Genomic DNA, 24,101 nt, shown 5'->3' on the forward strand with positions numbered 1-24,101 from the left:
CTGGTCCTGCCTACGGCCTCTCCGGGCGGATGGGGCACCCGTCATTTGCCGCAACGAGGATCAATGACCGTGACCACTCCAGACCCGACACTGGACCGCTACCTCAATGGTGATTATGCGGAAAAAAACCCTGACTGGGATTCGGGGGACTCGCCCTGGAAAGCAGGCAAGATAGCGCAGATTTTGCGGGATCACTCCATCCGGCCGCAACGCATCGCCGAAGTTGGCTGCGGCTCGGGAGCCGTGCTGGTGGCCTTGCGTAGCGCTTTCCCCGAGGCTGCTATGGAAGGCTATGATATCGCGCCAGACGCCCAGCGTTTCTGGCCCGAGAGCCGCAAGGCTGGCATTGCCTTCACCCTGGGCGACTATCTCGAACTGGATACGCCGGTGCCGGATGCACTGCTGATCGTCGACGTTCTGGAGCATCTCGGCAATCCCTGGGAGTTTCTCGCCCGCCTCAAAAGCCGCGCGAAACTGATCGTTTGCCATATTCCGCTGGACCTATCCGCCTCGAGTGTGCTGCGGGAGAAGCCGCTTCTGCTGGTGCGTGACAAGGTGGGCCACCTCCATTATTTCACCAAGACCCTAGCAGTGTCACTGCTGGAAGAGTCGGGCTACGAGGTCATCGAAGCGCGCTACACCAACGCCTCGCTCGATGCGCCGCAACTCTCGCTCAAGACGCGCCTTGCCGGCCTGCTTCGACGTGTGGTCTATGCCCTCAACAAGGACCTGGGTGTCCGTCTGCTCGGCGGCGAAACACTCATGGTCCTGGCTCGCCCGCGGAGCGGCGATTGAGCCTGTTCATCCAGGCGTCGAATATTCACGTCGGCGGAGGCAAGACCTTGTTGCTCCCGCTGTTGCAGGCCCTGCAGGGGCCTGCGACGGTCTATATTGACGAACGCCTGTCCGACCTGCCGCCGCTCCATCCCGATGTGGCGATCTTCCGGGTCAAGCCAACCATTTTAGGCCGGTGGCTTGGCGAGCGGGACCTCGCCCGGCGAGCCTCGGCCGGAGATGTCCTGTTGTGCTTCGGCAATCTGCCACCGCTCTTTCCCAGCAAGGCTGCGGTCCGAGTCTACTTGCACAACCGGTACCTCGCCGAAAACCTGTCCACCAGCGGCCTGCCGCTCCGAGTGCGCCTACGCATTGCCGTGGAGCGGATGTTACTCCGTTTGGGCCTGCGTGATGCCGAACTGGTAGTGCAGACACAGACAATGGCCACTGCAGCGCAAGCCAAGTTTGGTCGCACACCACGCGTCATCGGCTTTGCCCCGGCGCTGCCGGCGCCCGCATTTGATGGCAATGCCATCCGAAAGTTCGACTTCGTCTACGTCGCCTCTGGCGAAGCGCACAAGAACCACCGCCGCCTGGTCGAGGCTTGGACCTATCTCGCCAAGATGGATATCCGCCCCTCGCTCTGCCTGACATTGACGGAGCAGCGCGACGGCGCGCTCTGGCGCTGGGTCAAGGACGAGGCGGAGGACCAGGGCCTCGACATTCACCTGCGGGCTGTTTCGAACCCCGGTGAAGTTGCGCGCCTCTTGGCCGAGAGCGGTACTCTGATCTATCCGTCGCTGTTCGAGGCTTTTGGCATTCCCATGCTCGAAGCGCAGACTGCGGGTCTTGCGGTCCTCGCACCCGAACGTGACTATGTGCGAGACCTGCTGGCGCCGCAGCAGACTTTCGACCCTCTCTCGGCGCGGTCGATCGCCCGGGCGGCGATGCGCCATCTCGGTCAGACCCAATCTTCCGCGCCGGTTCTCGATCCAGCCACCTTCCTCGACCTGATAAAGAAGGCACCGTGAGTGCGGATACTCGTTTCCACCCAGTATTATTGGCCTGAGGCCTTCGTCATCAACGACTTGACGAAGCTGCTGACCGACCGGGGGCATGTGGTCACGGTGCTGACCGGCAAGCCCAACTACCCGCAAGGTAACATCTACTCTGGATACCGGGCCTGGGGCGTTACCCGGGAGCAGCACCAGGGGGTAGAGGTGGTCCGTGTACCTCTTGTTGCGCGCGGGCAGCAATCGCGGCTGCGCCTGGCACTCAACTACCTGTCGTTCCTGGCCGCTGCCGCCACGCTGGGGCCATGGGCATTGCGCAAGCACACATTCGATATCATCCTGGTCTATGGGGTCTCGCCCCTGTTGCAGGCTCTGCCTGCGGTGCTGTTGGCCAAAATGCACAAAGTGCCTCTGGTCGTCTGGGTGCAGGATCTTTGGCCGGAGAGCCTTTCTGCCACTGGCTATATGCGCAATCGCTGGGCCCTGAAGCTGATTTCGTCCGTGGTCCGGATCATCTACCGCGCATCGGACAGAGTTCTTGTGCCTTCTGAGGCCTTCCGAACGCCCGTGGAACACTATGCGTCGCCAGACAGGATTTTCTACTATCCCAATGCGTATGTCGACCAACCGGTCGGCGAGGCAAGCTTTGGCGCCCAAACACTGGCCCAGCGGCTGGAGCGGGTTTTCTCTGTCGTCTTCGCCGGCAATCTGGGTTCCGCCCAAGCGCTGGATACGGTGATCAATGCCGCTGCAACGTTGGCGCATCGCAAGGATATTGCTTTCTTCCTTGTCGGCAGCGGCAGTGAGGCGGAGCGTGTCCGCGGCGAGATCGAGCGCTTGGGGCTCCTGAATATTGTCCTGTGCGGCCGCTTTGCGCCCGAGGACATGGGCGCCATCCTGCCCGCAGCCGGGTGCCTGTTGGTGACGCTTAAGGCCGAGCCGATCTTTTCCTATACGATCCCCAGCAAGGTCCAGGCCTATCTAGCGGCCGGCCGGCCGATAATCGCGGCACTAGACGGGGAAGGTGCGCGCATCATCGAGCAGGCGGGTGCAGGCCTGACCGTGGCGGCCGAAAACGCACCTGCGCTGGCCCGTGCCATCGAAAAAATGGCCGACACCCCCGAAGTTGTTCGCAATGCCATGGGCAAGAGCGGCCGCTCATACTATGAGCAACACTTCACCGCGGACGAACTGGCAGACGCGCTGGTCGCCCATCTGGGAGCGGCACGGCAACAAGCGAGGCAATAACCATGAAAGTACTCGTCCTGGGGGCCTCTGGCATGCTGGGCAATGCGATGATCCGTGTGCTGCTTCAGCACCCGAATTTGGAAGTGTACGGGACCCTGCGGTCCGAAAGTGCACGGCGCTTCTTTGGGCCTGAATTGCAGTCTCGGCTATTGACCGGAGTGGACGTACAGGATCACGATGGACTGGTTCGCCTGCTTACCCAGACGAGGCCGAACGTTGTCGTCAACTGCGTTGGTCTCGTCAAACAGCTGGCCGAGGCAGATGATCCGTTGCTGGCACTGCCGATCAACGCCATGTTGCCGCACCGTCTGGCGCGGCTCTGCGCCCTTTCGAATGCGCGCCTCGTCCATGTCAGCACCGACTGCGTCTTCACGGGGCGCCAAGGGCTCTATACGGAAACAGATGAGCCAGATGCACAGGATCTCTATGGGCGCTCCAAACTGCTCGGCGAAGTGGCCGCTCCCAATGCGATTACCCTGCGCACCTCCATCATCGGGCATGAGCTCAGCAGCCGACACGGCCTGGTGGAGTGGTTCCTCGCCCAAGAGGGATCCGCGCGTGGTTTCACCCGCGCGATTTTCTCCGGCCTGCCGACCTGCGAGCTTGCGCGCGTGACGCGGGACTTCGTGCTGACACGCCCTGAACTGTCAGGCGTCTACCACGTCGCCTCGGCGCCGATCGCCAAATACGACTTGTTGAAACTCATCAACGAGCAATATGGCACATCGATCGTCCTCGAACCCGACGACAAGCTGGTCATCGACCGTTCCCTGGTGGCCGCGCGCTTCAACGCGGCGACAGGCTACCACCCCCCGGACTGGCCCCTCCTGGTGGCCTCGATGAATTCGTTCAGATAAGGAATACAACATGTTTTCCAACGGCGTCCTGATGATTACAGGCGGCACGGGCTCGTTCGGCAACGCTGTTCTCAAGCGTTTCCTCGACACCGATGTTCGCGAAATCCGCATCTTCAGCCGTGACGAGAAGAAACAAGAAGACATGCGGATCGCCATGAACAACAGCAAGTTGCGTTTCCATATTGGCGATGTCCGCGATGTCGACAGCGTACGCCAAGCGATGCGTGGTGTGGATTTCGTCTTTCACGCGGCGGCCCTCAAACAGGTGCCGTCCTGCGAGTTCTACCCCATGGAAGCCGTGCGTACGAACGTGCTGGGGGCCGAGAATGTCCTCAACGCGGCAGTCGACGCCGGGGTCAAACGGCTGGTGGTGCTCAGCACCGATAAGGCCGTCTATCCGATCAATGCCATGGGCATATCGAAAGCCATGATGGAAAAGCTCATGGTGGCGAAATCGCGCATGCTTGCGAGCAGCGATACGGTGGTCTGCGCCACGCGCTACGGAAATGTCATGGCGTCCCGCGGCTCGGTTATTCCCCTGTTCATCGATCAGATCCGCAGCGGTAAGCCACTGACGCTCACCGATCCCAATATGACGCGCTTCCTCATGTCGCTCGACGACTCCGTCGATCTGGTGGTCCACGCCTTCCAGAACTCCGAACAGGGCGACATCTTTGTGCAGAAGGCGCCGGCCTCCACTCTGGGCGATCTGGCCGAGGCGCTACTGACCCTGTTCAATAGTCGCAACGAAGTCAAAATCATCGGTACCCGGCACGGTGAGAAGCTCTATGAATCACTTCTGTCCCGCGAGGAAATGTCGCGAGCCGAGGACATGGGACGCTATTATCGGGTGCCGGCGGACGGCCGTGACCTTAACTACAACAAGTATTTTGTCGAGGGCGAGGAGAAAGTTTCCGCCTTCGAGGACTATACCTCGCATAACACAACTCGGCTTGACGTCGATGGTGTCACGAGCCTGCTCGCCAAACTCGACTATGTACGGGAACTGCTCAGTGCGTAAGGTCATGACCATTGTCGGGACGCGGCCCGAACTAATCAAGATGTCCCGCGTCATCGCCGCTCTCGACGAGCATACCGACCACGTCCTGGTCCATAGCGGCCAAAATTACGACTACGAGCTTAACCAGATTTTCTTCGACGATCTCGGCATTCGAAAGCCCGACCACTTCCTCGACGCGGCCGGCGGTAACGCGGCGTCGACCATCGCTCGTGTCATCGAGCGCTCCGACGAGTTGATGGGCCGGGTCGAGCCGGAAGCCGTGATGCTTTATGGCGACACCAATTCCTGCCTCTCCGTCATTTCCGCCAAACGACGCAAGATCCCGGTATTTCACATGGAGGCTGGCAATCGCTGTTTCGACCAGCGTGTCCCTGAGGAGCTTAATCGTAAGGTTCTCGATCATCTCAGCGACATCAATATGGTGCTGACGGAACATGCACGACGCTACCTGATCGCCGAGGGCCTGCGACCGGAGACGATCATCAAGACGGGCTCGCACATGGACGAAGTTCTAACCTTCTATCGCGGGCGCATCGACGCGTCCGACGCCTTGGCGAGGCTCGATCTCGAGCAGAAACGCTATTTCGTCGTCAGCATGCATCGGGAAGAAAATGTCGACGACCCTGCGCGACTGAGCCAGATATTGGACACGCTCAACGGGCTGGCGCAAGGCTACCAGATGCCCGTGATCGTTTCGGTTCATCCGCGCACGCGCAACCGTATCGAGGCCATAGGCAACCTCGCATTGGACGAGCGCATTCGCTTCCTCAAGCCGTTCGGCTTCACCGACTATATCCAGCTGCAGCGCAACGCATTCTGCACGATCTCCGACAGCGGCACGATAACCGAGGAAAGCGCTTTGCTCGGTTTTCCAGCAGTCACCATCAGGCCAGCCCATGAACGGCCCGAAGGCATGGACGCCGGTGTACTGATCATGAGTGGGGCCAGTAGAGATCGCGTCATTGAAGCCGTTCGGGTGGTTACCAGCGGCTCTGCCGGACCGGTGCGCCCTGTTGACGATTACATGAACCCCGCAGTGTCCCAACAAGTGTTGCGGGTCGTTCTGAGCTATATCGACTATGTGAATCGAACGGTCTGGTCAAAGTCTCCCTAAGTCCAGCCGGCGATTTACCTTATGGCTTCGAACAGGACCTTGCGGGCCTCGGTCTCGTCCTCGCTCTGCAGGGTGGCCAGCAGACGGGGCATCAGGCGATCCAGATCAGAATGGTCGCTCTGAGCAGCTCGCAGAATCTTTGGGTGCCGCGTCTGCAGCACGTTGGTCCCGTCGTAAAATAGTTCCTCGTAGAGCTTCTCCCCCGGCCGCTTGCCGGTTACCACGATTTCGATATCGCCATCCGGATTGGCCGCATCCTTGAGCTTGAAGCCTGCCAGGCGGATCATGTTCTCCGCCAAATCCTTGATCAGGACCGGCATCCCCATCTCCAAGAGAAAAACGTCGGCGCCTTCGGAAAGTTGACCTGCCTGGACGATGAGCTCCGCTGCTTCATGGATCGACATGAAGTACCGCGTCATGGTCGGATCTGTCAGGGTCAACGGGCCACGATGGGCGATCTGCTCTTTGAACAAAGGGACCACCGAACCATTCGATCCCAGCACATTGCCGAAGCGCACCGCGGAAAACCGCTGTGCGGATTGCCGCTCGGTCGCCATTGCCGACATCTGGTGAACGATCAGCTCAGCCCAGCGCTTGGTCGCACCCATGACGTTGGTCGGCCGGACTGCCTTGTCCGACGAGATCAGGACGAAGTTCTCGACGCCCTGTTCCAGCGCGACGCTCGCGACGTTCTGCGTGCCGAGCACATTGTTGCGGATCCCCTCGAGCGAATTGGCCTCCACCAGCGGCACGTGCTTGTACGCGGCGGCGTGAAACACCACCTGCACCGAGAACTTCTCCATCGCCCGCTCCAACGATCGCCGGTCGGTGATTGAACCAAGGATGGAAGCCACCGACAGTCCGCTTACGCCAGCGAGTTCGCGGTCGATATTGTAAAGCGCAAACTCATTGCTTTCGAACAGCACGAGCCGCTGCGGATGCCATTTGGAGATAAGCCGGCACAACTCCGAGCCGATGGAACCACCGGCACCCGTAACCATTATCGAACGTCCTTCGATCATGCTCCGCACGAGGTCCAGGTCGGGCGGCACGGAAGAGCGCCCGAGCAGTTCGTCGATCTCGATCTCGCGAATTTGGCTGACCAGATACTTGCCGCTGACCAGCTCGGAAATCGGCGGCAGTGTCCGCAGCTTCACGCCATGGCCTGCAACCATGGCAATGATCTCCTTTTTGCGCTCGGGACTCAAAGTGGGGATGGAGAGAATGACCTCTTCGACGCCATACTGGTCAACCAACCACTCGAAGTGGGTCGGCGAAAACACGCGCACTCCTGCCACGTCCCGCCCGTGCAAGCCTGGATTATCGTCGATGAAGCCAACAATTCTCTCGCCGGGATGCCGACGGAGTGCATCGACCAGTTGGGCGCCCGATTGGCCGGCGCCGTAGACCAGCAATTGTCGATTCTTCGCCAAGACGGGCCCTGCTGACCACAACAGTTTCTTGACCACAAGACGGCTGCTACCGATGATCAGCGTGGCAATGGCCCAGTACAGGATCGGCACCGAACGCGGGATGGTCATGTAGCCGGTCATGGCCGAGAGGAACATCAGAAACAGCCAGGACAGGACGGCCAGCGTCGTCGCCTGAAGAATAGTCCAGAGCGCACGCTCTGGCAGGTAGCGGATGACGGCCCGGTAGAGGCCCAGGCGCACGAAGATGGGCACCGCGACCAATGGCGCCAGAGCGATGACGAAGAACTGCGACCCTCTGTCTGGCGGCGCCCAGGCGCCGAAACGCAGCGAGAAGCTGGCCCATAAGGCGAATGACAAAGCCACCACGTCGAAGGTGATGATGATCACGCGCTTCCAGATGCGAGGGAGATTTCCGATCCGGTTGACCAGAGTTGTACCCATAGAGAGATGACGTCTTGGCATTGTGCCTGCCTCCGGCGGCGCAAGGTTTGGGGATCGGTGCTCCCAAAATGCGAATATCTCAGCAACTCCCCAGCCTCCTAATCAATTACGCCAACCATGCCAATGGTGTCGCCCTATTCTCCCACCAACAATCGCTCCGGAGGCGCCCCGAGCAGGCTTTGGCACTAGCATTGCACCGCTATCTCTGATTGATCTGTCCGCGCCCGCCCGAGCTGCAGGAGGATCGGCATGAAGATCGTCATAACTGGAGCCTCCGGCTTCGTCGGTTCCATGCTGGTTCCGCTACTGGCCGCCGGAGGGACGGAACTGGTCCTTGCCGGGCGGTCACCGGAGCGGCTGAAAAGCTCATATCCTGGCCATATCTGCGTTTCTTACGAGAGTCTGCCGGCCCATTGCTACAATGCCGACCTTTTGATCAATTTGGCAGTGATGAATTCTGACCAGGCAGGAGAGTTCGCCGATTTCGAGGCCGTCAACGTCCAGTTTGCGCTTCAACTGGCGCGCCTGGCCGCCACCGCCGGGATACGCCGGTTCGTCAACGTCTCCTCATTGCACGCCATCGACCCCGGTCACCAGCACTCCTATGCTGCAACAAAGCGACTGGCGGCGGAGCACCTCAAGGCAATCGACGACGTCGAGGTTTTGAACCTCTACCTGCCCGCCATCTATGGAGATCGCTGGGCGGGCCGCTGGCAGTTCATCAACAGTCTGCCTGCATTTGTCAGGCCGGCGATCAGTGACGTGCTCAGAGGCCTCAAGCCGACCCTGAATGTCGATCGCTTGGCCGCTTTCCTGCGCTTGGCGGCCGATGGCGGGGTCGAAGCCAAAGACGTCATCCTGACCGACGGTCAGGCCCGTAACAACTTCTATAGTATTTCCAAGAGAACAATTGATATCGCGGTCTTTCTTGGCATCGCGGTGTTATTTTGGTGGTTGCTGCTCATCATTTGGATCATGGTCAAGGCACAATCTCCCGGCCCCGGCATTTTCAGACAGGAGCGTATCGGCCGTGATGGACGCCCTTTTGTCTGCTACAAGTTCCGAACTATGGAGGTCGGAACCCGGCAAGCGGCCACCCACGAGGTTTCTGGCAGTTCGGTGACCCGTCTCGGCCATAGCCTGCGCCGGTACAAACTGGATGAATTGCCGCAGATTCTCAATCTTGCAAAAGGCGACATGAGTCTGGTCGGGCCACGCCCATGCCTGCCGGTACAGGCGGAACTCATAAAGGCACGCCGGTCGAACGGCGTCCTCCAGATTACCCCCGGGATCACCGGCCTGTCTCAAGTCCAGGGTATCGACATGAGCCACCCCGCTCGGCTCGCCCAGGAAGACCGCAAATATCTTGATCTGCGGTGTCTGCCTTTGGATCTGAAGATCGCTGTACGGACTATTTTCGGCAGTGGGCGCGGTGATCGCGTCATTCCATAGACAAAGCTCCGCTCGTTGTGCTCTGGCAAGGGCCATCCAGATAGCGGTCTCAATTGGCCGTACGGGCGTCGATAAGGCTCCAAAGCCGATTTTTACTGTCGCACCGTCGACTAGTTGGAGATTCAGCTCCTGAGGCGGGCCACTACGAGTGACAGCCGGAAAGCCCACCGTAGTTCTTTAAAGCTTCAGCTATATCAGTAGTCTCTGAAGTTCGCATGCTTTGGCACCCGTTGGTGCACAGGTGTGAAAGAAACAAATCGAGTCGCCCTTGAGTCAAAACGAGTCAACCTGAGTCGGTTTGCGCAGTCCCAGTCGACTTAACCTGCATTATCATTTCTCTGGTTCCATGGCGTTCCTCCCTCGAACCTCAAGATGGCTATGTACGACGTAGTTAACCATGCCGAGGATCTCAGCGTGACTTTTCGCGAACACCTGTCACGCTGATTGTAGGATTCCACCCGGATTCTTTGGTTGCCCATCAAGGCGGCCGCCAGCGTTGCGTCAACAACGCCAGCGACCTGACCAGGCAGCCACCATCCTGCACTCACAGGAGAAGCCGCCATGGCTGATCACTTCTATTGCCGCGATCAGATTCGCCGCAACATTTTCCTCGACAGTTCTGACCCGCTTGGGATCATCGGATGTTTTGGCGTCGCCGCCTCGTGCGACGCCTGCCTGGTAGTGCGCGCGCTTTAGCGCCCTGCCCCGCCCGATTGCCACCGGACTTTGACCTCGCGCTGACAGCGCGAGCCTGAGCCCCTGCGCGATTGATCCTTTGTCCGAGCTTGCCGCTGCACCTGACCGTGCCACGGACCCGCTCGCCCTCAGAAATTCGAGATCATGAAAAACTGGAAAATGACGTCCGGTCCCGGCCCGGAGCCCGACGCGGACGACGAAGAAGACCTGCGTAAACTTATGAACAGCGACTTCGTGTTCGAAGCCGAGGCTCGCACGAACCTCGGTAAGCCGCGCTTGCTGGCGCTCAAGGGCTATGACCGTCCATTCGTCCGTATTGCCCCGCAGATGTCCATGGATGAGCACAATGCCCGCCGTGGTGCCGACGACCGGCGCGACCGCCATGCCGTGCGGCGGCTGATCGAGGGCCTTGGCGAAATCAAAGACCTCAAGGGTCCCGCCACATCCGACGCCGTGGACGCGTTTGCGGCCAAGGTGTTTGCCGAGGCACCCAATTTCGGCCGGGCCATTGAGGCCATTCGGCAGTCAGCCCAGGTGCATATTCGCCGCGGGGCGCGCTGGCTGCAGATCCGGCCCCTGGTGATTGAAAGCGGGCCGGGCAGCGGCAAGACCAGGCTTGTTCACCTTCTGGCTGAGGCCAGCAGTCTGCCACTGGTCTACCTGGACTGCGCCACGATGACCACCCTGACCCCGATCCTGTCTCAGGACGGCAGCTGGAGCAATTCGCGGCAGAGCGACATCATGCAGGCGCTGGCGAATTCTGCCTCGGCCAATGTCATCGTGGTCCTCGACGAGCTCGACAAGCTGCGCGACATGAGCCGCAACGGCTCGCCCAAGCCCAGCGAGGCTCTTGTGGGCCTGCTCGAGAAGCGCAGCGCCGCGGCGCATATGGACAACTATCTCCAGCTCGCCGTGGACCTGAGTTTCATCAACTGGATCATCTTGGTGAACGATGCGACGCGGCTGTCCCAGCCGTTTCTCGACCGCTGCCAGATCATTCGGATGGCGCCGCCGACGCCCCAGGAAATCGCTGACATCGCCGCCCGAGAAATCGAGCGCCGCGGGCTCGAACCGGAGCTCGTCACCACCATCGCCAAAGCCGTGCGCTCGGGCAAAATCACCAGCCTGCGCACCCTCCACAAGCTGCTCGACTCGGCCAACGCCGCGTCCTCGCGCTCCACCCTCAACTGATTTCTTCAATAATTGCAAAAACCAAAAAAGGACGCTTCTCTCATGACTGACAACACCAATATCCCGGCCCGTACCTTGCTCGCCGCTGATGGCCAGACTGACGGCAATGGCGATTATCGCGCCATTGCCATGGTCATCGACACCAGTTTCCCTGCCGGCGAGCAGCTGCGCACCACGCAGAGCGTGCTCGATCCGCTGACGCCGGTGGGACTGGCCGAACTGCGCGCCGAGGTGCACGCTGCTAAGGCAGCCGGAACCCCGCGCTTTCTCTGCGCCGTGTGCCAGCGCCCGGTCCATCTGGCTCAGCGCCCGGCCGGCCCCGGCGTCACTCGCAATGGCCTAGCGGCCTTCTTCCGCCATGTTGCCGATACGGATGCACCGCCCTGCCCCTGCCGCACCGTGCCGGGTGTGCACAATGTCGGGGCTGTCCAGTTTGCTGGTTTGCAGGAAGGTCTTGATCACCATACCCTCAAACACGCTCTGGCCGACTGCCTGTGCCACGACCCGCGCTTTTCCGATGTGCAGGTGGAAAAGCGGCTCAGCGCCGATGGCAGCTGGCGCGTCCCCGACGTCTGCGCGCTCTTCGAGGGCAAGCAGATCGCCTTCGATCTGCAGCTCGCCACCCTGCCGATTTCCACCATCCGGGAGCGGGAGAACCACTATGCCGCTATGGGCGTGCACCACGTCTGGCTGACCGGCGCCGCCGACCTGTCGCGCTTGTCCCACCAGGGTTTCTGCGATCTGCACCTCAACATGGCGGGGCGGATTTTCGCCATCGACGACACCTCGATCGGGCGCTCCCTCCGGGATGGGCAGTTCCAGTTGCAGGAGCTCAGCATCCTGCCCCGCCTGGTCAAAGATCGGCCGATCCACAACATCTGGGAGACGGCGCCGGTCGGGACCGGCGTCATCATGATGGCCCCCAATCTGCGCAAGGCAGAGGGGGAGCGCCGCTATCGCCGCGAACTCGCGGCCCAGGTCAGTGCCAGCTTGGGCGCCGAGCGCCAGGCCATCTGCAGGGCCGCGGCAATGAATCAGGGTCTGGCGCCCGTGGGACTGCAGTGGACGCGCCTGGCGCGCTTCATCTGTGGGCCCGGTATCGACGGCTCCATCACCAGCGATGTCGGCAAGGTGCTGGCTTTCCTGGCGCAGGTGGAGGTCTTCGTCACCCACCAGTCCGGCTCGCGTCCCAGCATCGAACGCGAGCTGCAGCGCCGACTCGGCACGCTGCTGGCCGGCCGCCATGCTCTGCACTGGGCGCCGCTGGTGCTGATGGTGTTCAGCACCCTGCCCTCGATCAAGGCGGCGGTGGATCCCACCACCATGGCCCGTCTCAACACCCTCCTCACCAGCACGGGGAAGGTGCGCCCCTTGCTCCGCATGCACGCCGGGATGATTGCGGCACTTTATCCCTGGCTCGGACGTCGGCTGCTGATGAAAGCCCCAAGGTTCGGCCCGAAGATGCGCCTGCCGGCAAGCCGCGCTTAGTCGCAAGAAAGCGAGGCATGGATGGGCCATCCGAGGCCCATCCATGCCGGCGTCCACTTACTCCACTCGCAAGAGCTCGGGGTAAGTGCTCCGCCAAGTGGCCGCCCAACGGCGGCCAATCTCAGGGACTGTAAGAAAGAGAGAAGAAAGGAAGACAGGGGGCTGCTGTAGGTGTTGGGGACAGCCCTTCATTCAGATCCAGACAACCGAGCCCGAGGTTGACGCAGAAGCAGGCCGCCTAACATCACATCCCCCAGTGCCACCGGCACTGGGGCAACGCCGCAGGCGTCCGCGGCCTGCTTCTGGGTCAAGGCCACCGCCAGGCTCCCTTCTCCAATGCGCGCGCAGCGCAGCGATCGCAGTTCTGGCTTCACCGACCCAGCACTAGCGGGTCGGTGTCAAAGTCAGCGGCATTTGAGAGGGGATGCGGTGGCCGGACTGAGTGGCGGCAGATACAGATTTGTCACTCAACGCTTTGACCTTGAGTACCTGTCGCTTCATGTGAGTGTTCACGCAGAAAGCATAACTGCGGGATGCATGACCGTGCTTTGACATGCCGCCAACGCCCAGTTCACCGCTGAACAAACAGAGGAGTCTCTCTGTTGCTTGGTACGGGGAAATTATCTCTGCAGAAGCGCTAGCCCGAAATCGGATACTGCGTTAGTCAGCTCTAATCGTTGGCGCCCAAACCATGCGGCGCGCACTTCTTTAGAATTGAGAGGCTCATGCCTCGCCGTCTGAACTGGAGAGCAGATGCTGATCACCGCCGTGACCGGTTTTTACGATATTGGACGGGCCCGCTATGACAATCGGTCCGCCGACAAGTATGTAAGCTGGCTGAATCAGACGCTGCAGACGCGGCTGCCCTTCCTGGTTTTCCTTGACCCGGCCTTTGACGCCAGCGGTGTCGTGCTCAAGCCGGAGGATCGCATCGTCCGGGTGGCGAGAGATGATCTGACCATGTTCCGCCATGGCGAACGGATCAGGGAGATCGTCTCCACCAGCCAGACGGTCAATCGACGCGACATTTCCTTCCACGTCGCGGAGTACGGCATGATCGTCATGTCCAAGCTCGAGATGATGAAGCGCGCTGCCAGTGAAACCGATGCCGACTACCTGATCTGGATCGATGCCGGGCACTGCCGGATGATCCCGGACCTGGGCGATGGCACGATCAAGCTGACGGCGGCCGATCTCGATGGCATCAAGTTCGGCCTCTATACCACCTATCACCTGAGCCAGCGCATGCGCATCGGCAAGTTCCCGCGCCGCATGGTGGGGACCACCCTGGCCATGATGAGCGCGGCCGATTTCATCGTCGCCCGCGACTTTGCTGAAGAACTCTCCGACCGAATGGATTTCATGGTCGAGCAGGAATGGCTGCCGGCAGGCAAGTGGGACAATGAGCAGATGGCCATCGGCACCCTGCTATTCCGTGGCGGCCTGCCCGGCGCACGTGTGCTGCGCACCCATGTCGGGGGCGGCTCTAATGCCGTCAGCTGGCTGTTTGGCGCGCCGCTCGACGGCCGCAAGACGCCGCTCTATGTGCGCTGGCGGCTGCTGCTGGACGAATTCCGCACCCGCTTGGCGCCGCCGGAAGACTGCTATCTGCCGGGCGACTTTCCCGAGGCGGCCTTTCAGGCCTGGCGGCAGAGCCGGCGGTAAATTGAGTGACCGGGCTGACGTGGTTGGCCATAGCACCTCTAGTTCGGCTAGCCATCATCCCGACGGACTAACACTTTGAAAACTTCGGGTTTTTGGCCGCGCGCTTTCTCTTAGAGCTCTTTTGGACGGCTGGTGGCTCGGAGGCGAAAGCATTTACTGAGACGAATTACGAGCTCTCCAATCCGAGTTTTCGCGCCAGTTGAATCATCTCCTTGGACTTGTCATGTCCCAGCTTGATCAGGATGGCATTTCCAGTTAGCTCCCCCTCGTATCGAATCGTGTCAAACTCCCGATTTGTCAAAAAACGAGAGTAGTGCTGAAGATCGAGTTCGCTTCGTATGCATCGCTCAGGGAAATATGCTCTCATGAATACGAGGGTAGCCGACGCGATGCGGGTCAAAGTGAGGTAATAGCCGGGCAGCAGCGGCGTAACGGTCTGTTCAAAGCGATTGTCGCCCTCAAAACGCATTCGCAATGTCAACAATGCGACCAGCACTTCCGCCCAGGCGCTGGGATCCTTGCAGTACTCAACTAGATAGTCCTTATCCACGATGGCAACGTTTGCGCCGACTGGACCGGGTGGACACTTCCAGATGCGGGCATCAACGGGCTTTCGAAACTGAACAATGTAGCCTTTTTGGACCTCCCGCTGCAGGCTACCCAGCAGCTCGATACGGGAGATGTTTTCCCAATACAAACGAGAGTGAAAATCGACCTCCGATGGACGGGCGTCCATTCCCGGCCATATATATCGAATGCCGAAATTGTCCGGCGTAATTTTCAAAACCTGGGTCCACCAGTGCTCTGAACCGATACGAGTCATGGCATAGCGCAAAAACTGCTCGCGGGTGAACGTCGGTGGAACTTGCTTCCGCGATACTTGTTTCGCAGTCGGTGTCGGCAGTTCGAGCAGCTTGGCCAGACGCTCGGCGGTCCTGATGTCAATTCTTGCCACCTGGTGGCGGGAAAGCTCACCCAAAGCGGCAGCTGCTTCAAAGTCAGGAAAATAGAAGTGATGAATTGGGAACACTCGATAGGCGTCCGGGAGCTTGAAATATGCCAGAGCAACAAGATCGGCTGGCGACACCTGACTCTTGGTAACGCCGAGGAACTGCATTTGGTCGGCGCGGGCGACCGGCTTCATTGTTTTGAGCGCCTCGCTTATGGGCCTCTGCGCCGAAGCCTGTTCACCGTCATGGAGGTTGCAGCGCAGCAGTCCAGCAGCGACGCTATACCAGAATTGCCTCTCAAGATCCTGCGCCTCGTCGCTTTTCTTGGCAGCAAGTACGTCCTCTTTGATTATTTTTTCAAAGGCGTCGGGCTTCATGAACAGCGCCCGGCAGGCTGAAAGAACCCCAGTTCTATGCAGTTCCATAAGCGGGAGGAAGCGCTCCTTTAAAAGCCTAATCTGACGCTCTTCCATTGTCGGGGCAGAGCTCTGCTCGATAGGCGGCCTTGGGCGCTTTTTCTTGCGCTTTTCCGAGGGCTTTTTCGCCTTGAGCCGGCCAGCCTGCGGCCACCATTCAACCGAAATCAATGCCGCTGCATCCCGGACCACGCCATCGACAGTTTTGGTAAGTGCTACGTCCGGCTCTGCCATATAGCGGCCGAGGTACTGCAGGGCCTGCGCCATCCCGAACGATATGCTATCTCGCACGCGATTTTGCAGATCCGAGTTCTTGCGCTTTATGGACAATTCAAACTGCCGCTCCACGTAGCACATCATGATGATCGGCTTGCCGAGCTTCAGCGCCTGCAGCTGTTCAGGCGTCAAATATTGATAAAATTCTTCGTCATATGGCGTTTCGGGAGCTGCCTTTCCATGCAAGTCGATGATCGCCAATCGGCACCGCTCTAGCTCCTGCATATCGACGTCGCCAGTTGGCAAAATAAGCCCAGGGGCGCCGCCATTCAGTACCTCGATCCAGGCGAGGTTGATCCCAACCTTGAGTTGATGCCTCAAAAGGTCGTCGCGACTTGCCTCGACATAGGCGTCGTCATTGCGGTGGCGGTACAGACGATGCTCATGTTCAGTCATACTTAGGCTTTCTGGATGTGATTGTCAGGGCGAGTTGAGCGGACAAACGCGATGGCTCACCCGGTGAAATAGGATGCTGAGCCGTTTCCACCGACTGATGCCGGGTAGCCGGTGGCTGTTGCACGAGGAGGGCAGCTTGCGACGGTTCAGCAATTGCTGGGCGCGGTTTTTGCTTGGCCCGAATTCGAGAGACGGCACCACGAAGCTGATCAGCGGAAATTGCAGTGCCGTCCTTTTGTGTCCAGGAAGGCAGGCCGAGGGCTATCTGACGCCAGGTCAGTCCCCACGTCCGGAGCGCCTCTATCTGCGGCAATCCAAGCCTCAGGCGCCGCTCTAGAGGCAGGCGCACGTCCGCTGATACATCCGCAGTCCCATTGAGACGCTTTAGGATTTTCTGAATTTTTGCAGGCGTCGTCATGGTGGCCTTCCGCAGCAATACGATGTCGGAGGATGTCCGCTTGTCTTTGGACACATTCCCTCTAAAATAAACCAGATATCTAGATGAACCACGATCCTGGGTTAATGAGGTGTGAATGTTTTTCTTTTTTATGAACCCCGCAGAGATGCCCGTTTTCAGCGCTGGTTTGAGGAAACTGGAACGATCGCTGGATCTGCTCAGATCTGTCGACCCAGGAATGCCGATTGGAGCGGCGGCCGCTCTCATTCGCATTGGGCGCCAAATGCCCCAATTGGCCACAGGGCAGGAAACTCTGAAGAGTATTGGCGCCCAGATGGAGGTCCCTTATTCAAGCTTTTTGCGCCATACGGATCTCCTGTCCGAAGGCGCGCCTGGCACCAAGGCACTGCGGCTAATTGAAAAAGGGATCCATCCAGAAGACCGGCGCGCGCGCCAGGTGCGTCTCACGCCCGATGGATTGAATCTTCTGCTCAATTTGGACAGCATTTGTAGCGAGCAGTGATGCGCTCATTGAGGATTTGGCGGCTTGTAGAGCCAGCGAAACGACACCACACCCGACGCAGCCGCCAGAAAGCAGAGGACGATCCTTATCCCGAGCCGGGGCGCAAATGCGAAAATTTCGCCAATTCCTGCAATGCAGCGAGCCGGCTCACGCGCCTCGAAACATACCGAGGTCTTTAGCACGAAATCCAAGTCGAGGATCAACCAAACGGCCGGTGATTGCCCGATCGAGGGAAACCCCTGCACCTTTATCGGCACAAGAACAAATGACAAAACTGCGGCTTGCAACAGACAGACGGTGGCGACAGTCCACAGCAGCCGCCTCATAACATGCCGCCAGCTGCTGCCACCATCAAACACACGACGGCGATGGTGACACTAATGCAGAATGCGGTAGCGGCCGCGCCCAAGGGGCGCAGCCTTTCGATGCATTTGCCGATTCTGACCTCAAGTTCGGTGCGCCGTATGGTTTCCAGAAAAGGCGTTAGCTGGTGGTCCAGCATGCCAATTGCGCGAATGTCGTCGCGCGTGATCTTCTTCTTTTTCGGCAATTCGGTTGCGAGAGCATGTGCTTTCTCGGCGCGCGCATCGTTGCCGTCGTGAATTGCCTGCAGGATTTCTTTGCCACTCAGCCTAGGCTTCATGGTCGCCTCCCACAAAAAGGTCGTCGAGCTGCTGGAACATGGATCCCAGGAAAAACGCGACGTCACCACGACAAATTTTGGCATCGGCGCGCGGCAGACCGGTGACAGCAGTAATTTCCGACGGCGTCATCTGGACGACCTTGGAGAACGACAGCCGATGCGGCTCAAAGCGGGCATAGCTGTCTCCAGCAATCTTGGGCATGACGATGTAGGACGCCGACGGCGCGGCCGCCATTAGCCGCTCGAACGCCTGCCGGGCTGAACTCGCAGGATGCAACTGGTCGATAGCATTGAAACGCTGATTCTCGACCAGCACCACGTGACCCATTGGAAGCGCACGCTGAGCCGCCCGCACGGCGTCGACCGCCTTCTCGATGGCCTCCTGCTCGGCCGTGAACACAACGAAAATTACCGGCTGATACCCAAATTCTTCGAGATCGGCGGAGAACTCACATTGCTGCGCCCAGAAGGCAAAATTCAAATCCTCGTTGGCGCCGATGTCTACCAGAACGGGCTGGCTGGCCTTGCCACCTGCCTCCGCCTTATCCGTAATGACAGCAAACCGGGAGAGCTGCTCGGCGGGATTGGCGCGCATCAGTTCGGGGGTGGACGCGACGCTGGTGATCTCGAAGCTATTGAGTTCCGAAAGCCTAGCCTGAGCATCGACCTGAACAACGAGAGGGTGCAGCATTTTGAAGAGCCACCACTCGATGAGAATTTGAGCCAGCGTCGACTTTCCGACCCCGCCTTTGCCGTTCATGACGGCGGCGAAGATTTCGTAGATTGCGATTTTGCGAGAAGTAATTGGCCACATTTTTGCGTCCCCTGTTCACACGATGCGAGCAGCATGACCCAAATCGAAATCCTTGAAGGTGAAATTGCTCCGTTTCATCAACGTGTTGTAATGCAAGGGTTTGTTGCGCTTTTTTCTTGGTCGCGCACATTTTGAGCCAGCCAAGAGTGTCGCCATTTTACCTGTAAAACGACGCGGGTCGCCCCGACTGAGCAATTTCACCTTCAGCGGAACTGGGTAGCGATAACTGGGAGGCCTCCTCAATGAGCGGAGGCCTTAAATGGTCGTCACATTCAACAAATCTGCACCAGGATCCTACTACCGTCAGGCCCTTGCCTACTACTCAAACGGAGCTGCAAGCTTCTGGTTCGCACCCAACAGTCGCTTGGGTGTTACCGATGGCGAACCCGTCGACTTCACCGCCTTTGAGCATCTTTACGGTGGGGCAGATGCCAATGGTCTACCCCTCAGCCGCAACACTGGCGGTCACATTGTCGATCGCGTCCCCGCGTTCGACATGACCCTTTCGATCTTCAAAACGCTGAGCATGATACTGGCTCTTGCACCCCCGGAGCTCAAAGAGCCAATCTTGCAGGCTATCAGGGAGGCTGCCGTCGAAACCCTCGAAGTCGGCCAGGATCTGGCGGGCTATCGTCGCCGCGGCAGGGGCGGCATGCAGCTTGAGAAAGTGTCTCTCACGGCCGCTGTCTTTCTTCATCCCGACAGTCGTCCCGCGCCCCATAGTGATGGCCACGTGTTCAGCGACATGAACTCGCATTTCCATGCGGTGTTCTTCAATACCGGCGTCAGTGATGATGGCACGGCTGGCTCATTGCACTCGATGTTGCTGCGCAGCGCCAAAATGCCGATGGGCGCCACCCTTCATGCGGCTCTCGCGTACCAGTTCATGAAGCTCGGTTTTTCCATCGAGGTGACCGGTCCAAACGGCATGTTTGAGGTCACGGGCATCAGTCCAGAACTGATCGAGTATTTCTCCGCGCGTCGCAACGAGATCAAGAATGAACTCGAAGTCGCTGGAACAACGAGCACCGCGTCTCCGGCCCTTGCGGCAAAGACCGCCGCACGCACGCGCTCGACCAAACTCGATCAGACACAGGACGAGCGTCTGGAGATCTGGCGAGCAGCCTGTATTCGCCAGGATTTTGATCCGAACGATATCGTTCCGGCGGCTTTGGCCGTTGGTCAGGAGCCCGACGAACTTGCCGGTGAAACCCTCTATCGCCAGCGTCTCGAAGCCTTGGCGCAGGAATTGGTCGAGAATGAAGCTGTGTTCAACCGCTTCGAACTGGTGCGGGCCAGCATGGCCGCTCTGGTCGGAACCGGACTGCCTGTAAACCGCGCCCGTACCGCAGAAGCTGAGCTCGCAGAGTTCGGGGTCTTGCAGATTGGGGCAGACTCCCTCGGCTTGCCCCTGTACTCGACCAGAGAGATGATCCGCACTGAAATGGCGGTCGTCTCCCTGGCCCAGGACTTGGCCGCAGCTTCCGGCTTCGGCTTGGACGCGGCAACCGTAAATGCTGCCTGTGGCGCCAAAGGCTTGTCTGCAGAGCAGGCCGATGCGGCACTTGCCGCGACCGCAACTGGACGCCTCTGCGTCATCGAAGGCGGCCCGGGGACCGGCAAATCCACGACGCTGACGGTGCCGGTCCGGTGTTACCAGGATGCCGGCTACAACGTCATTGCGGCTGCGACGGCCTGGAAGATCGCCAAGGGTTTGGGTGCCGATCTTGGCGTGGAGGCCAGGGCAACCGCCGCATGGCTGGCTGCACTGAAGCGCGGCGAGAAGGTATTCGATGCAAAGACCGTGCTGGTGGTCGACGAAACCGGGCTGCAGTCGGCAGCCGATACCGAAGCCCTGCTGGCAGCAGCCAAGGCGGCCGGCGCCAAGGTCATTTTGGTCGGCGACCGCCAGCAGCTCAAGCCCATTGGTGCTGGCTCCGGACTGGACCTGGTGGCGCGCGCCGTCGACACGCACAGGATCGACACCATTGTGCGACAGCGCAGCGAATGGGGCCGCCAGACGGTTCGCGACTTTGGTGCTGGCCGCGCCGACGCGGCGTTGACGGCATTGGACGAACACGACGACCTTCGCTTCACCGACAATACAAAAACGGCTGTGCAAGACATCGTCGAACACTGGCGCAGCCGTGTCGATGCCGGGGTCGAGCCGCTGATACTGGCGCGCTCCAACGCCCAGATCCGCCAGATTGCCCTGTCCATTCGTGACGACTGCCGCAATGCCGGGGAACTGGGCGACGATCTGGTCAGCTTCACCGGCTATGCCAATGACAGGGTCTTTGCCATGTCGTTGGGGCTGGGGGACCGCATTCGGTTCACCGTCAAGAACTCTGGCCTTGAAGTGGTGAACGGCAGCACGGCCCTTGTCACCGCTATCCTGCCCGCCCCCGAGCCGATGAACACAGTGATTACCGCGCTCATCGGCAATCGGGAAATCCGCTTCAAGCTGGCCGATCTTGCCAACGAAAAGGGCCAGGTGGGTCTGAGCTGGTCCTATGCCAGCACCATCTTTTCTGCGCAGGGCTTAACGGTCGAGGAAACCCTGGTGCTCGCCGACGCCGGCTTTGACCGCAGTGCGGCCTATGTCGCGTGCAGCCGGGCGCGCGAACGCACCACGCTGTTTGTCGACCGCAGTTCGCTCGAAGGCCTCGAACAGTTCGAGCGGGGCCTACCGGAAACGCTGCGCGTACGACTGAAAGCGGCTCTGGCGGGCCGTTGGGCGCGCAATCCCAAAAAGACGTCGACGCTGGACTTTATCTCGCCGGACGACTGGCAGGCTCTGAAACGGCCCGCAGAACCTGCCCCCCTGACTTATGAACCTGTGCGTCTGGATAGTTTCAAGTCTTCCCATGACCTTATCGAGACGGCGCCCGGTGCTCCGCGCACTCGTTCAGCTGACGTGGACTTCGATCATGAATAGGCAGACCTGCCTGAAACGGACCGCGCTGCGCGCCACCTCTCATGGAAGGAGCAGCGATGAGGTCGACGTGATGTGTGATCTCATCCCTAACCAAGACATTTCAGAAGCAGAACTCTCAGCGATTGAGCTGCTTGTTACTTGGGATTGGCTTGAGCGGCTGCTTCGAACCTGTGGAGGCAGCAACCCAGACGTTTGAATTTTCGCCTAGTTGCGCGACGGTGCTGGCTGAACCAGTAAGTGCGAGTAAGAACGATGGACCTCTTGACGCTTGGAAGCGCCATCCAAGCAGAATTGACCGCGGCAAAACCGATGCGCGTTGCCGCTTATCTGCGTGTCAGCACTGTGCGCCAGGCAGAAGGGGACGTGTCGTTGCCCAGCCAGCAGCATCAGATCGAACTCTTCTGCCAAAGCCGTGGCTGGGAAATGGCAACCATATTTGTGGACGCTGGTGCATCAGGTACCAACCCGGCTCGCGCAGAACTCAACCGCATGCTGGATCTGGCTTGCAGTGCTGAGCGGCCGTTCGACGCGATTGTCGTCCACTCTTATAGCCGTCTCTACCGCGACCTGATCGGTATGGAGATTGCAGCGAAGCGCCTACAAAAAGCGGGTGTCGATCTGATTTCAGCTACACAGCCTTCTGGCACCGACCCCACCCAGCAGTTGGTTCGGCAGTTCTTGGCCTTGTTTGACCAGCACACCTCGGTTGAGAACGCCAAAAATGTTACGCGCGCCATGCGCGAAAATGCGCAGCAGGGATTTTGGAACGGGTCGAGGCCTCCCTTGGGCTATAAGGCGGTGGCAGCAGAACTGCGGGGCACGAAGATCAAGAAAGTGTTGGCTGTCGACGAGGTCGAGGCGGACACGGTCCGGCTGATCTTTGATCTTTACCTTAACGGCGATCCCGCCAGCGGCACTCCGCCCCTTGGTGTCACGGCAACAGCGGCCTGGCTGAACAAGCGGGGCTACCAAACTCGCAAGGGATGCCACTTCGGAGTCGGCCCGCTCCACAAGCTGTTGACCAACCCGGTCTATGTCGGCCGCGGCCGTTATTTGATCCGTAACTCTACCCAAGGTCCACAGACTTCCAAAGGCGAACTCATCGAGTTCAAGGTTCCAGCCATCATCGAGCAAAGCCAGTTCGACGCGGTCCAGCAAAGATTAGTGGATAATAATCCTAAGGTAACGCCACCGCGTGTAGTCACAGGCCCGGTACTGCTAACCGGGCTTGCCACTTGTGAACATTGTGGGGGCGGCATGACCATGAGCACGGGCACCTCCAAGAACGGCAAGATTTATGCCTATTATGCCTGCGCGAACCGGACCCAAAAAGGGATCAGCGTGTGTAAAGGCAACCGTATAGCGATGCCCCACCTCGACTGCATGATCCTCGACGCCGTCGAAGATCAAATCCTGCCGCCCGAGCGCGTCAAAGCTATGCTCGAGAAGTTGATTGCTCGGAGGACCGAATTCGCCAGCAGCGTCGACGCTCGTCTGACCACTCTGCGGACTGAGCGCGAAAGGCTCGATACCGCCATCAGCAACCTGTACCGGCTCGCCGAAACAGGTGACCTTGGTATCGATGAAGGCCTGTCTGCCCGAATTCAGGAACTGCGGTCCCAAAAAGCCAAGGTCGAGCGTACGATCATACGAGCCGAAGCGCAGGCCGCTCCGGTTGCCCAGCTCCACCCCGAAAAGGTGGAAGCTTTCTCGCGGGCCCTAAAGGACAAGCTGCGCAACGGCGAGCCCATCCTGCGCCGCAATTATTTGCGCAGTGTCGTTGGCAGGGTCATTGTTGGGGACAAGCGCGTTATGATCGTAGGCAGTACGCACAGCCTACACCGCTCGATCGCTGAGGGGACATTTTCAGCGAATGGTGTTCGCAGTTTTATACAAGAATGGCGCGCCCTAAGAGATTCGAACTCCTGACCCCCAGATTCGTAGTCTGGTGTAATTCATTGTAAAATATGGAACTTTTTGCAAACCCAGGTCATTTAGGGGTATTGTAGATCAATGACTTAAGACGCCTTTGCAAACCGTCTCGGGCGCGAAATCTCGCGAGTTGGCGTTCATCGCGGCATCGACGTAGCCCTCGAACCCCTCAGCTACGATGAGCTTATCCTCAAGTTATAAGATCCGACCTATATCAAGGTGGATTGCGTATCGAAAAACAACCATACAGCGGCGGTCGAGAATCTATGATCAGCGTCGAAAAACAGCTCGGATGATAAAATAACGTCCAAAATTACGCTTCGCCTATCTTAGATTGAAGCGCGGCACCAACCAGAACAGCAATGCTGCCGCCAACCTCGTTGGCATACATCGCCGAAGACGCGCGGTCGATATCATTGAGTG

Annotated in this window: 20 protein-coding genes and 1 tRNA gene; 14 read left to right on the plus strand and 7 right to left on the minus strand. The window is 59.3% G+C overall.

The features are described from left to right. The first annotated feature begins 63 nt into the window (after nucleotides 1-63). From GDR53_RS05895 to wecB, 6 genes are read left to right on the plus strand one after another with little or no spacing between them, the layout of a single operon-like run. Entirely contained in the window at nucleotides 64-795 is a 732-nt protein-coding gene (locus GDR53_RS05895; protein ID WP_193337148.1) for a class I SAM-dependent methyltransferase, read from the plus strand. Then, the gene (locus GDR53_RS05900) at nucleotides 792-1,805 is read left to right on the plus strand and encodes a glycosyltransferase (protein WP_193337149.1); all 1,014 of its coding nucleotides are present in this window, start codon (nucleotides 792-794) and stop codon (nucleotides 1,803-1,805) included. The genes GDR53_RS05895 and GDR53_RS05900 overlap by 4 nt, the downstream gene beginning before the upstream one ends. Beyond that, nucleotides 1,806-3,035, plus strand: coding sequence for a glycosyltransferase family 4 protein (locus GDR53_RS05905; RefSeq protein WP_193337150.1), 1,230 nt, complete (start codon nucleotides 1,806-1,808; stop codon nucleotides 3,033-3,035). Between the two features lie 2 nt (nucleotides 3,036-3,037). After that, the gene (locus tag GDR53_RS05910) at nucleotides 3,038-3,892 is read left to right on the plus strand and encodes a dTDP-4-dehydrorhamnose reductase family protein (protein WP_193337151.1); all 855 of its coding nucleotides are present in this window, start codon (nucleotides 3,038-3,040) and stop codon (nucleotides 3,890-3,892) included. Between the two features lie 10 nt (nucleotides 3,893-3,902). Next, the gene (locus GDR53_RS05915; protein ID WP_193337152.1) at nucleotides 3,903-4,913 is read left to right on the plus strand and encodes a polysaccharide biosynthesis protein; all 1,011 of its coding nucleotides are present in this window, start codon (nucleotides 3,903-3,905) and stop codon (nucleotides 4,911-4,913) included. Next, nucleotides 4,906-6,027: a non-hydrolyzing UDP-N-acetylglucosamine 2-epimerase gene (wecB, locus tag GDR53_RS05920; RefSeq protein ID WP_193337153.1), complete on the plus strand. Its 1,122-nt coding sequence runs from the start codon at nucleotides 4,906-4,908 to the stop codon at nucleotides 6,025-6,027. Before GDR53_RS05915 ends, wecB begins: the two co-directional genes overlap by 8 nt. Before the next feature lie 14 nt (nucleotides 6,028-6,041). Here the strand turns inward: wecB and GDR53_RS05925 are convergent, their stop codons facing one another. Next, nucleotides 6,042-7,901 carry a polysaccharide biosynthesis protein gene (locus GDR53_RS05925; protein WP_193337154.1) on the minus strand — a complete coding sequence of 620 codons (1,860 nt, stop codon included), beginning with the start codon at nucleotides 7,899-7,901 and terminating at the stop codon, nucleotides 6,042-6,044. Nucleotides 7,902-8,150: 249 nt separating this feature from the next. Between GDR53_RS05925 and GDR53_RS05930 the strand changes: the two genes are divergently transcribed. The 5 genes from GDR53_RS05930 to GDR53_RS05945 all read left to right on the plus strand — a co-directional run bounded on the left by GDR53_RS05930 (nucleotide 8,151) and on the right by GDR53_RS05945 (nucleotide 14,393). Continuing rightward, a complete protein-coding gene (locus GDR53_RS05930; protein WP_193337155.1) occupies nucleotides 8,151-9,353 on the plus strand; it encodes a hybrid nucleoside-diphosphate sugar epimerase/sugar transferase in 1,203 nt (400 codons plus the stop codon). Nucleotides 9,354-9,914: 561 nt separating this feature from the next. Then, entirely contained in the window at nucleotides 9,915-10,049 is a 135-nt protein-coding gene (locus GDR53_RS19860; protein WP_269802204.1) for a hypothetical protein, read from the plus strand. A 144-nt stretch (nucleotides 10,050-10,193) separates the two neighbouring features. Next, the gene (locus tag GDR53_RS05935) at nucleotides 10,194-11,240 is read left to right on the plus strand and encodes an AAA family ATPase (protein ID WP_193337156.1); all 1,047 of its coding nucleotides are present in this window, start codon (nucleotides 10,194-10,196) and stop codon (nucleotides 11,238-11,240) included. 42 nt (nucleotides 11,241-11,282) lie between these two features. Then, nucleotides 11,283-12,728: a competence protein CoiA family protein gene (locus GDR53_RS05940; RefSeq protein ID WP_193337157.1), complete on the plus strand. Its 1,446-nt coding sequence runs from the start codon at nucleotides 11,283-11,285 to the stop codon at nucleotides 12,726-12,728. A 753-nt stretch (nucleotides 12,729-13,481) separates the two neighbouring features. Next, nucleotides 13,482-14,393, plus strand: coding sequence for a WlaTC/HtrL family glycosyltransferase (locus GDR53_RS05945; RefSeq protein ID WP_193337158.1), 912 nt, complete (start codon nucleotides 13,482-13,484; stop codon nucleotides 14,391-14,393). Nucleotides 14,394-14,559: 166 nt separating this feature from the next. Here the strand turns inward: GDR53_RS05945 and GDR53_RS05950 are convergent, their stop codons facing one another. After that, entirely contained in the window at nucleotides 14,560-16,431 is a 1,872-nt protein-coding gene (locus tag GDR53_RS05950) for a hypothetical protein (RefSeq protein ID WP_193337159.1), read from the minus strand. After that, nucleotides 16,424-16,903, minus strand: a complete 480-nt coding sequence (locus GDR53_RS05955; RefSeq protein WP_193337160.1) for a hypothetical protein — start codon at nucleotides 16,901-16,903, stop codon at nucleotides 16,424-16,426. Before GDR53_RS05955 ends, GDR53_RS05950 begins: the two co-directional genes overlap by 8 nt. A gap of 61 nt (nucleotides 16,904-16,964) precedes the next feature. Between GDR53_RS05955 and GDR53_RS05960 the strand changes: the two genes are divergently transcribed. After that, the gene (locus GDR53_RS05960; protein ID WP_193337161.1) at nucleotides 16,965-17,351 is read left to right on the plus strand and encodes a hypothetical protein; all 387 of its coding nucleotides are present in this window, start codon (nucleotides 16,965-16,967) and stop codon (nucleotides 17,349-17,351) included. 5 nt (nucleotides 17,352-17,356) lie between these two features. On the opposite strand, the gene GDR53_RS05965 is transcribed toward GDR53_RS05960, so the two are convergent. The 3 genes from GDR53_RS05965 to GDR53_RS05975 are packed head-to-tail and all read right to left on the minus strand — an operon-like array spanning nucleotide 17,357 to nucleotide 18,808. Further along, nucleotides 17,357-17,677 carry a hypothetical protein gene (locus tag GDR53_RS05965; protein WP_193337162.1) on the minus strand — a complete coding sequence of 107 codons (321 nt, stop codon included), beginning with the start codon at nucleotides 17,675-17,677 and terminating at the stop codon, nucleotides 17,357-17,359. Then, nucleotides 17,674-17,994 (minus strand): hypothetical protein, encoded by a 321-nt coding sequence (locus GDR53_RS05970; RefSeq protein WP_193337163.1) that lies wholly within the window; start codon nucleotides 17,992-17,994, stop codon nucleotides 17,674-17,676. Before GDR53_RS05970 ends, GDR53_RS05965 begins: the two co-directional genes overlap by 4 nt. Beyond that, nucleotides 17,984-18,808, minus strand: a complete 825-nt coding sequence (locus tag GDR53_RS05975) for a P-loop NTPase family protein (RefSeq protein WP_193337164.1) — start codon at nucleotides 18,806-18,808, stop codon at nucleotides 17,984-17,986. The genes GDR53_RS05970 and GDR53_RS05975 overlap by 11 nt, the downstream gene beginning before the upstream one ends. A gap of 259 nt (nucleotides 18,809-19,067) precedes the next feature. Between GDR53_RS05975 and mobF the strand changes: the two genes are divergently transcribed. Further along, nucleotides 19,068-21,746: a MobF family relaxase gene (gene mobF / locus GDR53_RS05980; protein ID WP_193337165.1), complete on the plus strand. Its 2,679-nt coding sequence runs from the start codon at nucleotides 19,068-19,070 to the stop codon at nucleotides 21,744-21,746. A 252-nt stretch (nucleotides 21,747-21,998) separates the two neighbouring features. Next, on the plus strand, nucleotides 21,999-23,675 hold the full coding sequence (locus tag GDR53_RS05985; RefSeq protein ID WP_193337166.1) for a recombinase family protein: 1,677 nt from the start codon (nucleotides 21,999-22,001) through the stop codon (nucleotides 23,673-23,675). Here the strand turns inward: GDR53_RS05985 and GDR53_RS05990 are convergent. Next, nucleotides 23,646-23,773: transfer RNA gene (locus GDR53_RS05990), tRNA-Arg, on the minus strand. The genes GDR53_RS05985 and GDR53_RS05990 overlap by 30 nt on opposite strands. Between the last annotated feature and the right edge of the window lie 328 nt (nucleotides 23,774-24,101).

This window comes from Devosia beringensis, assembly GCF_014926585.1.
GTDB lineage: Bacteria > Pseudomonadota > Alphaproteobacteria > Rhizobiales > Devosiaceae > Devosia > Devosia beringensis.

Coding starts and splice junctions, on each gene's coding strand:
- GDR53_RS19860 (WP_269802204.1), top strand. CDS start 9,915: ATGGCTGATCACTTCTATTGCCGCGATCAGATTCGCCGCAACATTTTC.
- GDR53_RS05960 (WP_193337161.1), top strand. CDS start 16,965: ATGTTTTTCTTTTTTATGAACCCCGCAGAGATGCCCGTTTTCAGCGCT.
- GDR53_RS05985 (WP_193337166.1), top strand. CDS start 21,999: ATGGACCTCTTGACGCTTGGAAGCGCCATCCAAGCAGAATTGACCGCG.
- mobF (WP_193337165.1), top strand. CDS start 19,068: ATGGTCGTCACATTCAACAAATCTGCACCAGGATCCTACTACCGTCAG.
- GDR53_RS05975 (WP_193337164.1), bottom strand. CDS start 18,808: ATGTGGCCAATTACTTCTCGCAAAATCGCAATCTACGAAATCTTCGCC.
- GDR53_RS05970 (WP_193337163.1), bottom strand. CDS start 17,994: ATGAAGCCTAGGCTGAGTGGCAAAGAAATCCTGCAGGCAATTCACGAC.
- GDR53_RS05895 (WP_193337148.1), top strand. CDS start 64: ATGACCGTGACCACTCCAGACCCGACACTGGACCGCTACCTCAATGGT.
- GDR53_RS05950 (WP_193337159.1), bottom strand. CDS start 16,431: ATGACTGAACATGAGCATCGTCTGTACCGCCACCGCAATGACGACGCC.
- GDR53_RS05935 (WP_193337156.1), top strand. CDS start 10,194: ATGAAAAACTGGAAAATGACGTCCGGTCCCGGCCCGGAGCCCGACGCG.
- GDR53_RS05965 (WP_193337162.1), bottom strand. CDS start 17,677: ATGAGGCGGCTGCTGTGGACTGTCGCCACCGTCTGTCTGTTGCAAGCC.
- GDR53_RS05945 (WP_193337158.1), top strand. CDS start 13,482: ATGCTGATCACCGCCGTGACCGGTTTTTACGATATTGGACGGGCCCGC.
- GDR53_RS05915 (WP_193337152.1), top strand. CDS start 3,903: ATGTTTTCCAACGGCGTCCTGATGATTACAGGCGGCACGGGCTCGTTC.
- GDR53_RS05925 (WP_193337154.1), bottom strand. CDS start 7,901: ATGGGTACAACTCTGGTCAACCGGATCGGAAATCTCCCTCGCATCTGG.
- GDR53_RS05930 (WP_193337155.1), top strand. CDS start 8,151: ATGAAGATCGTCATAACTGGAGCCTCCGGCTTCGTCGGTTCCATGCTG.
- GDR53_RS05940 (WP_193337157.1), top strand. CDS start 11,283: ATGACTGACAACACCAATATCCCGGCCCGTACCTTGCTCGCCGCTGAT.
- GDR53_RS05910 (WP_193337151.1), top strand. CDS start 3,038: ATGAAAGTACTCGTCCTGGGGGCCTCTGGCATGCTGGGCAATGCGATG.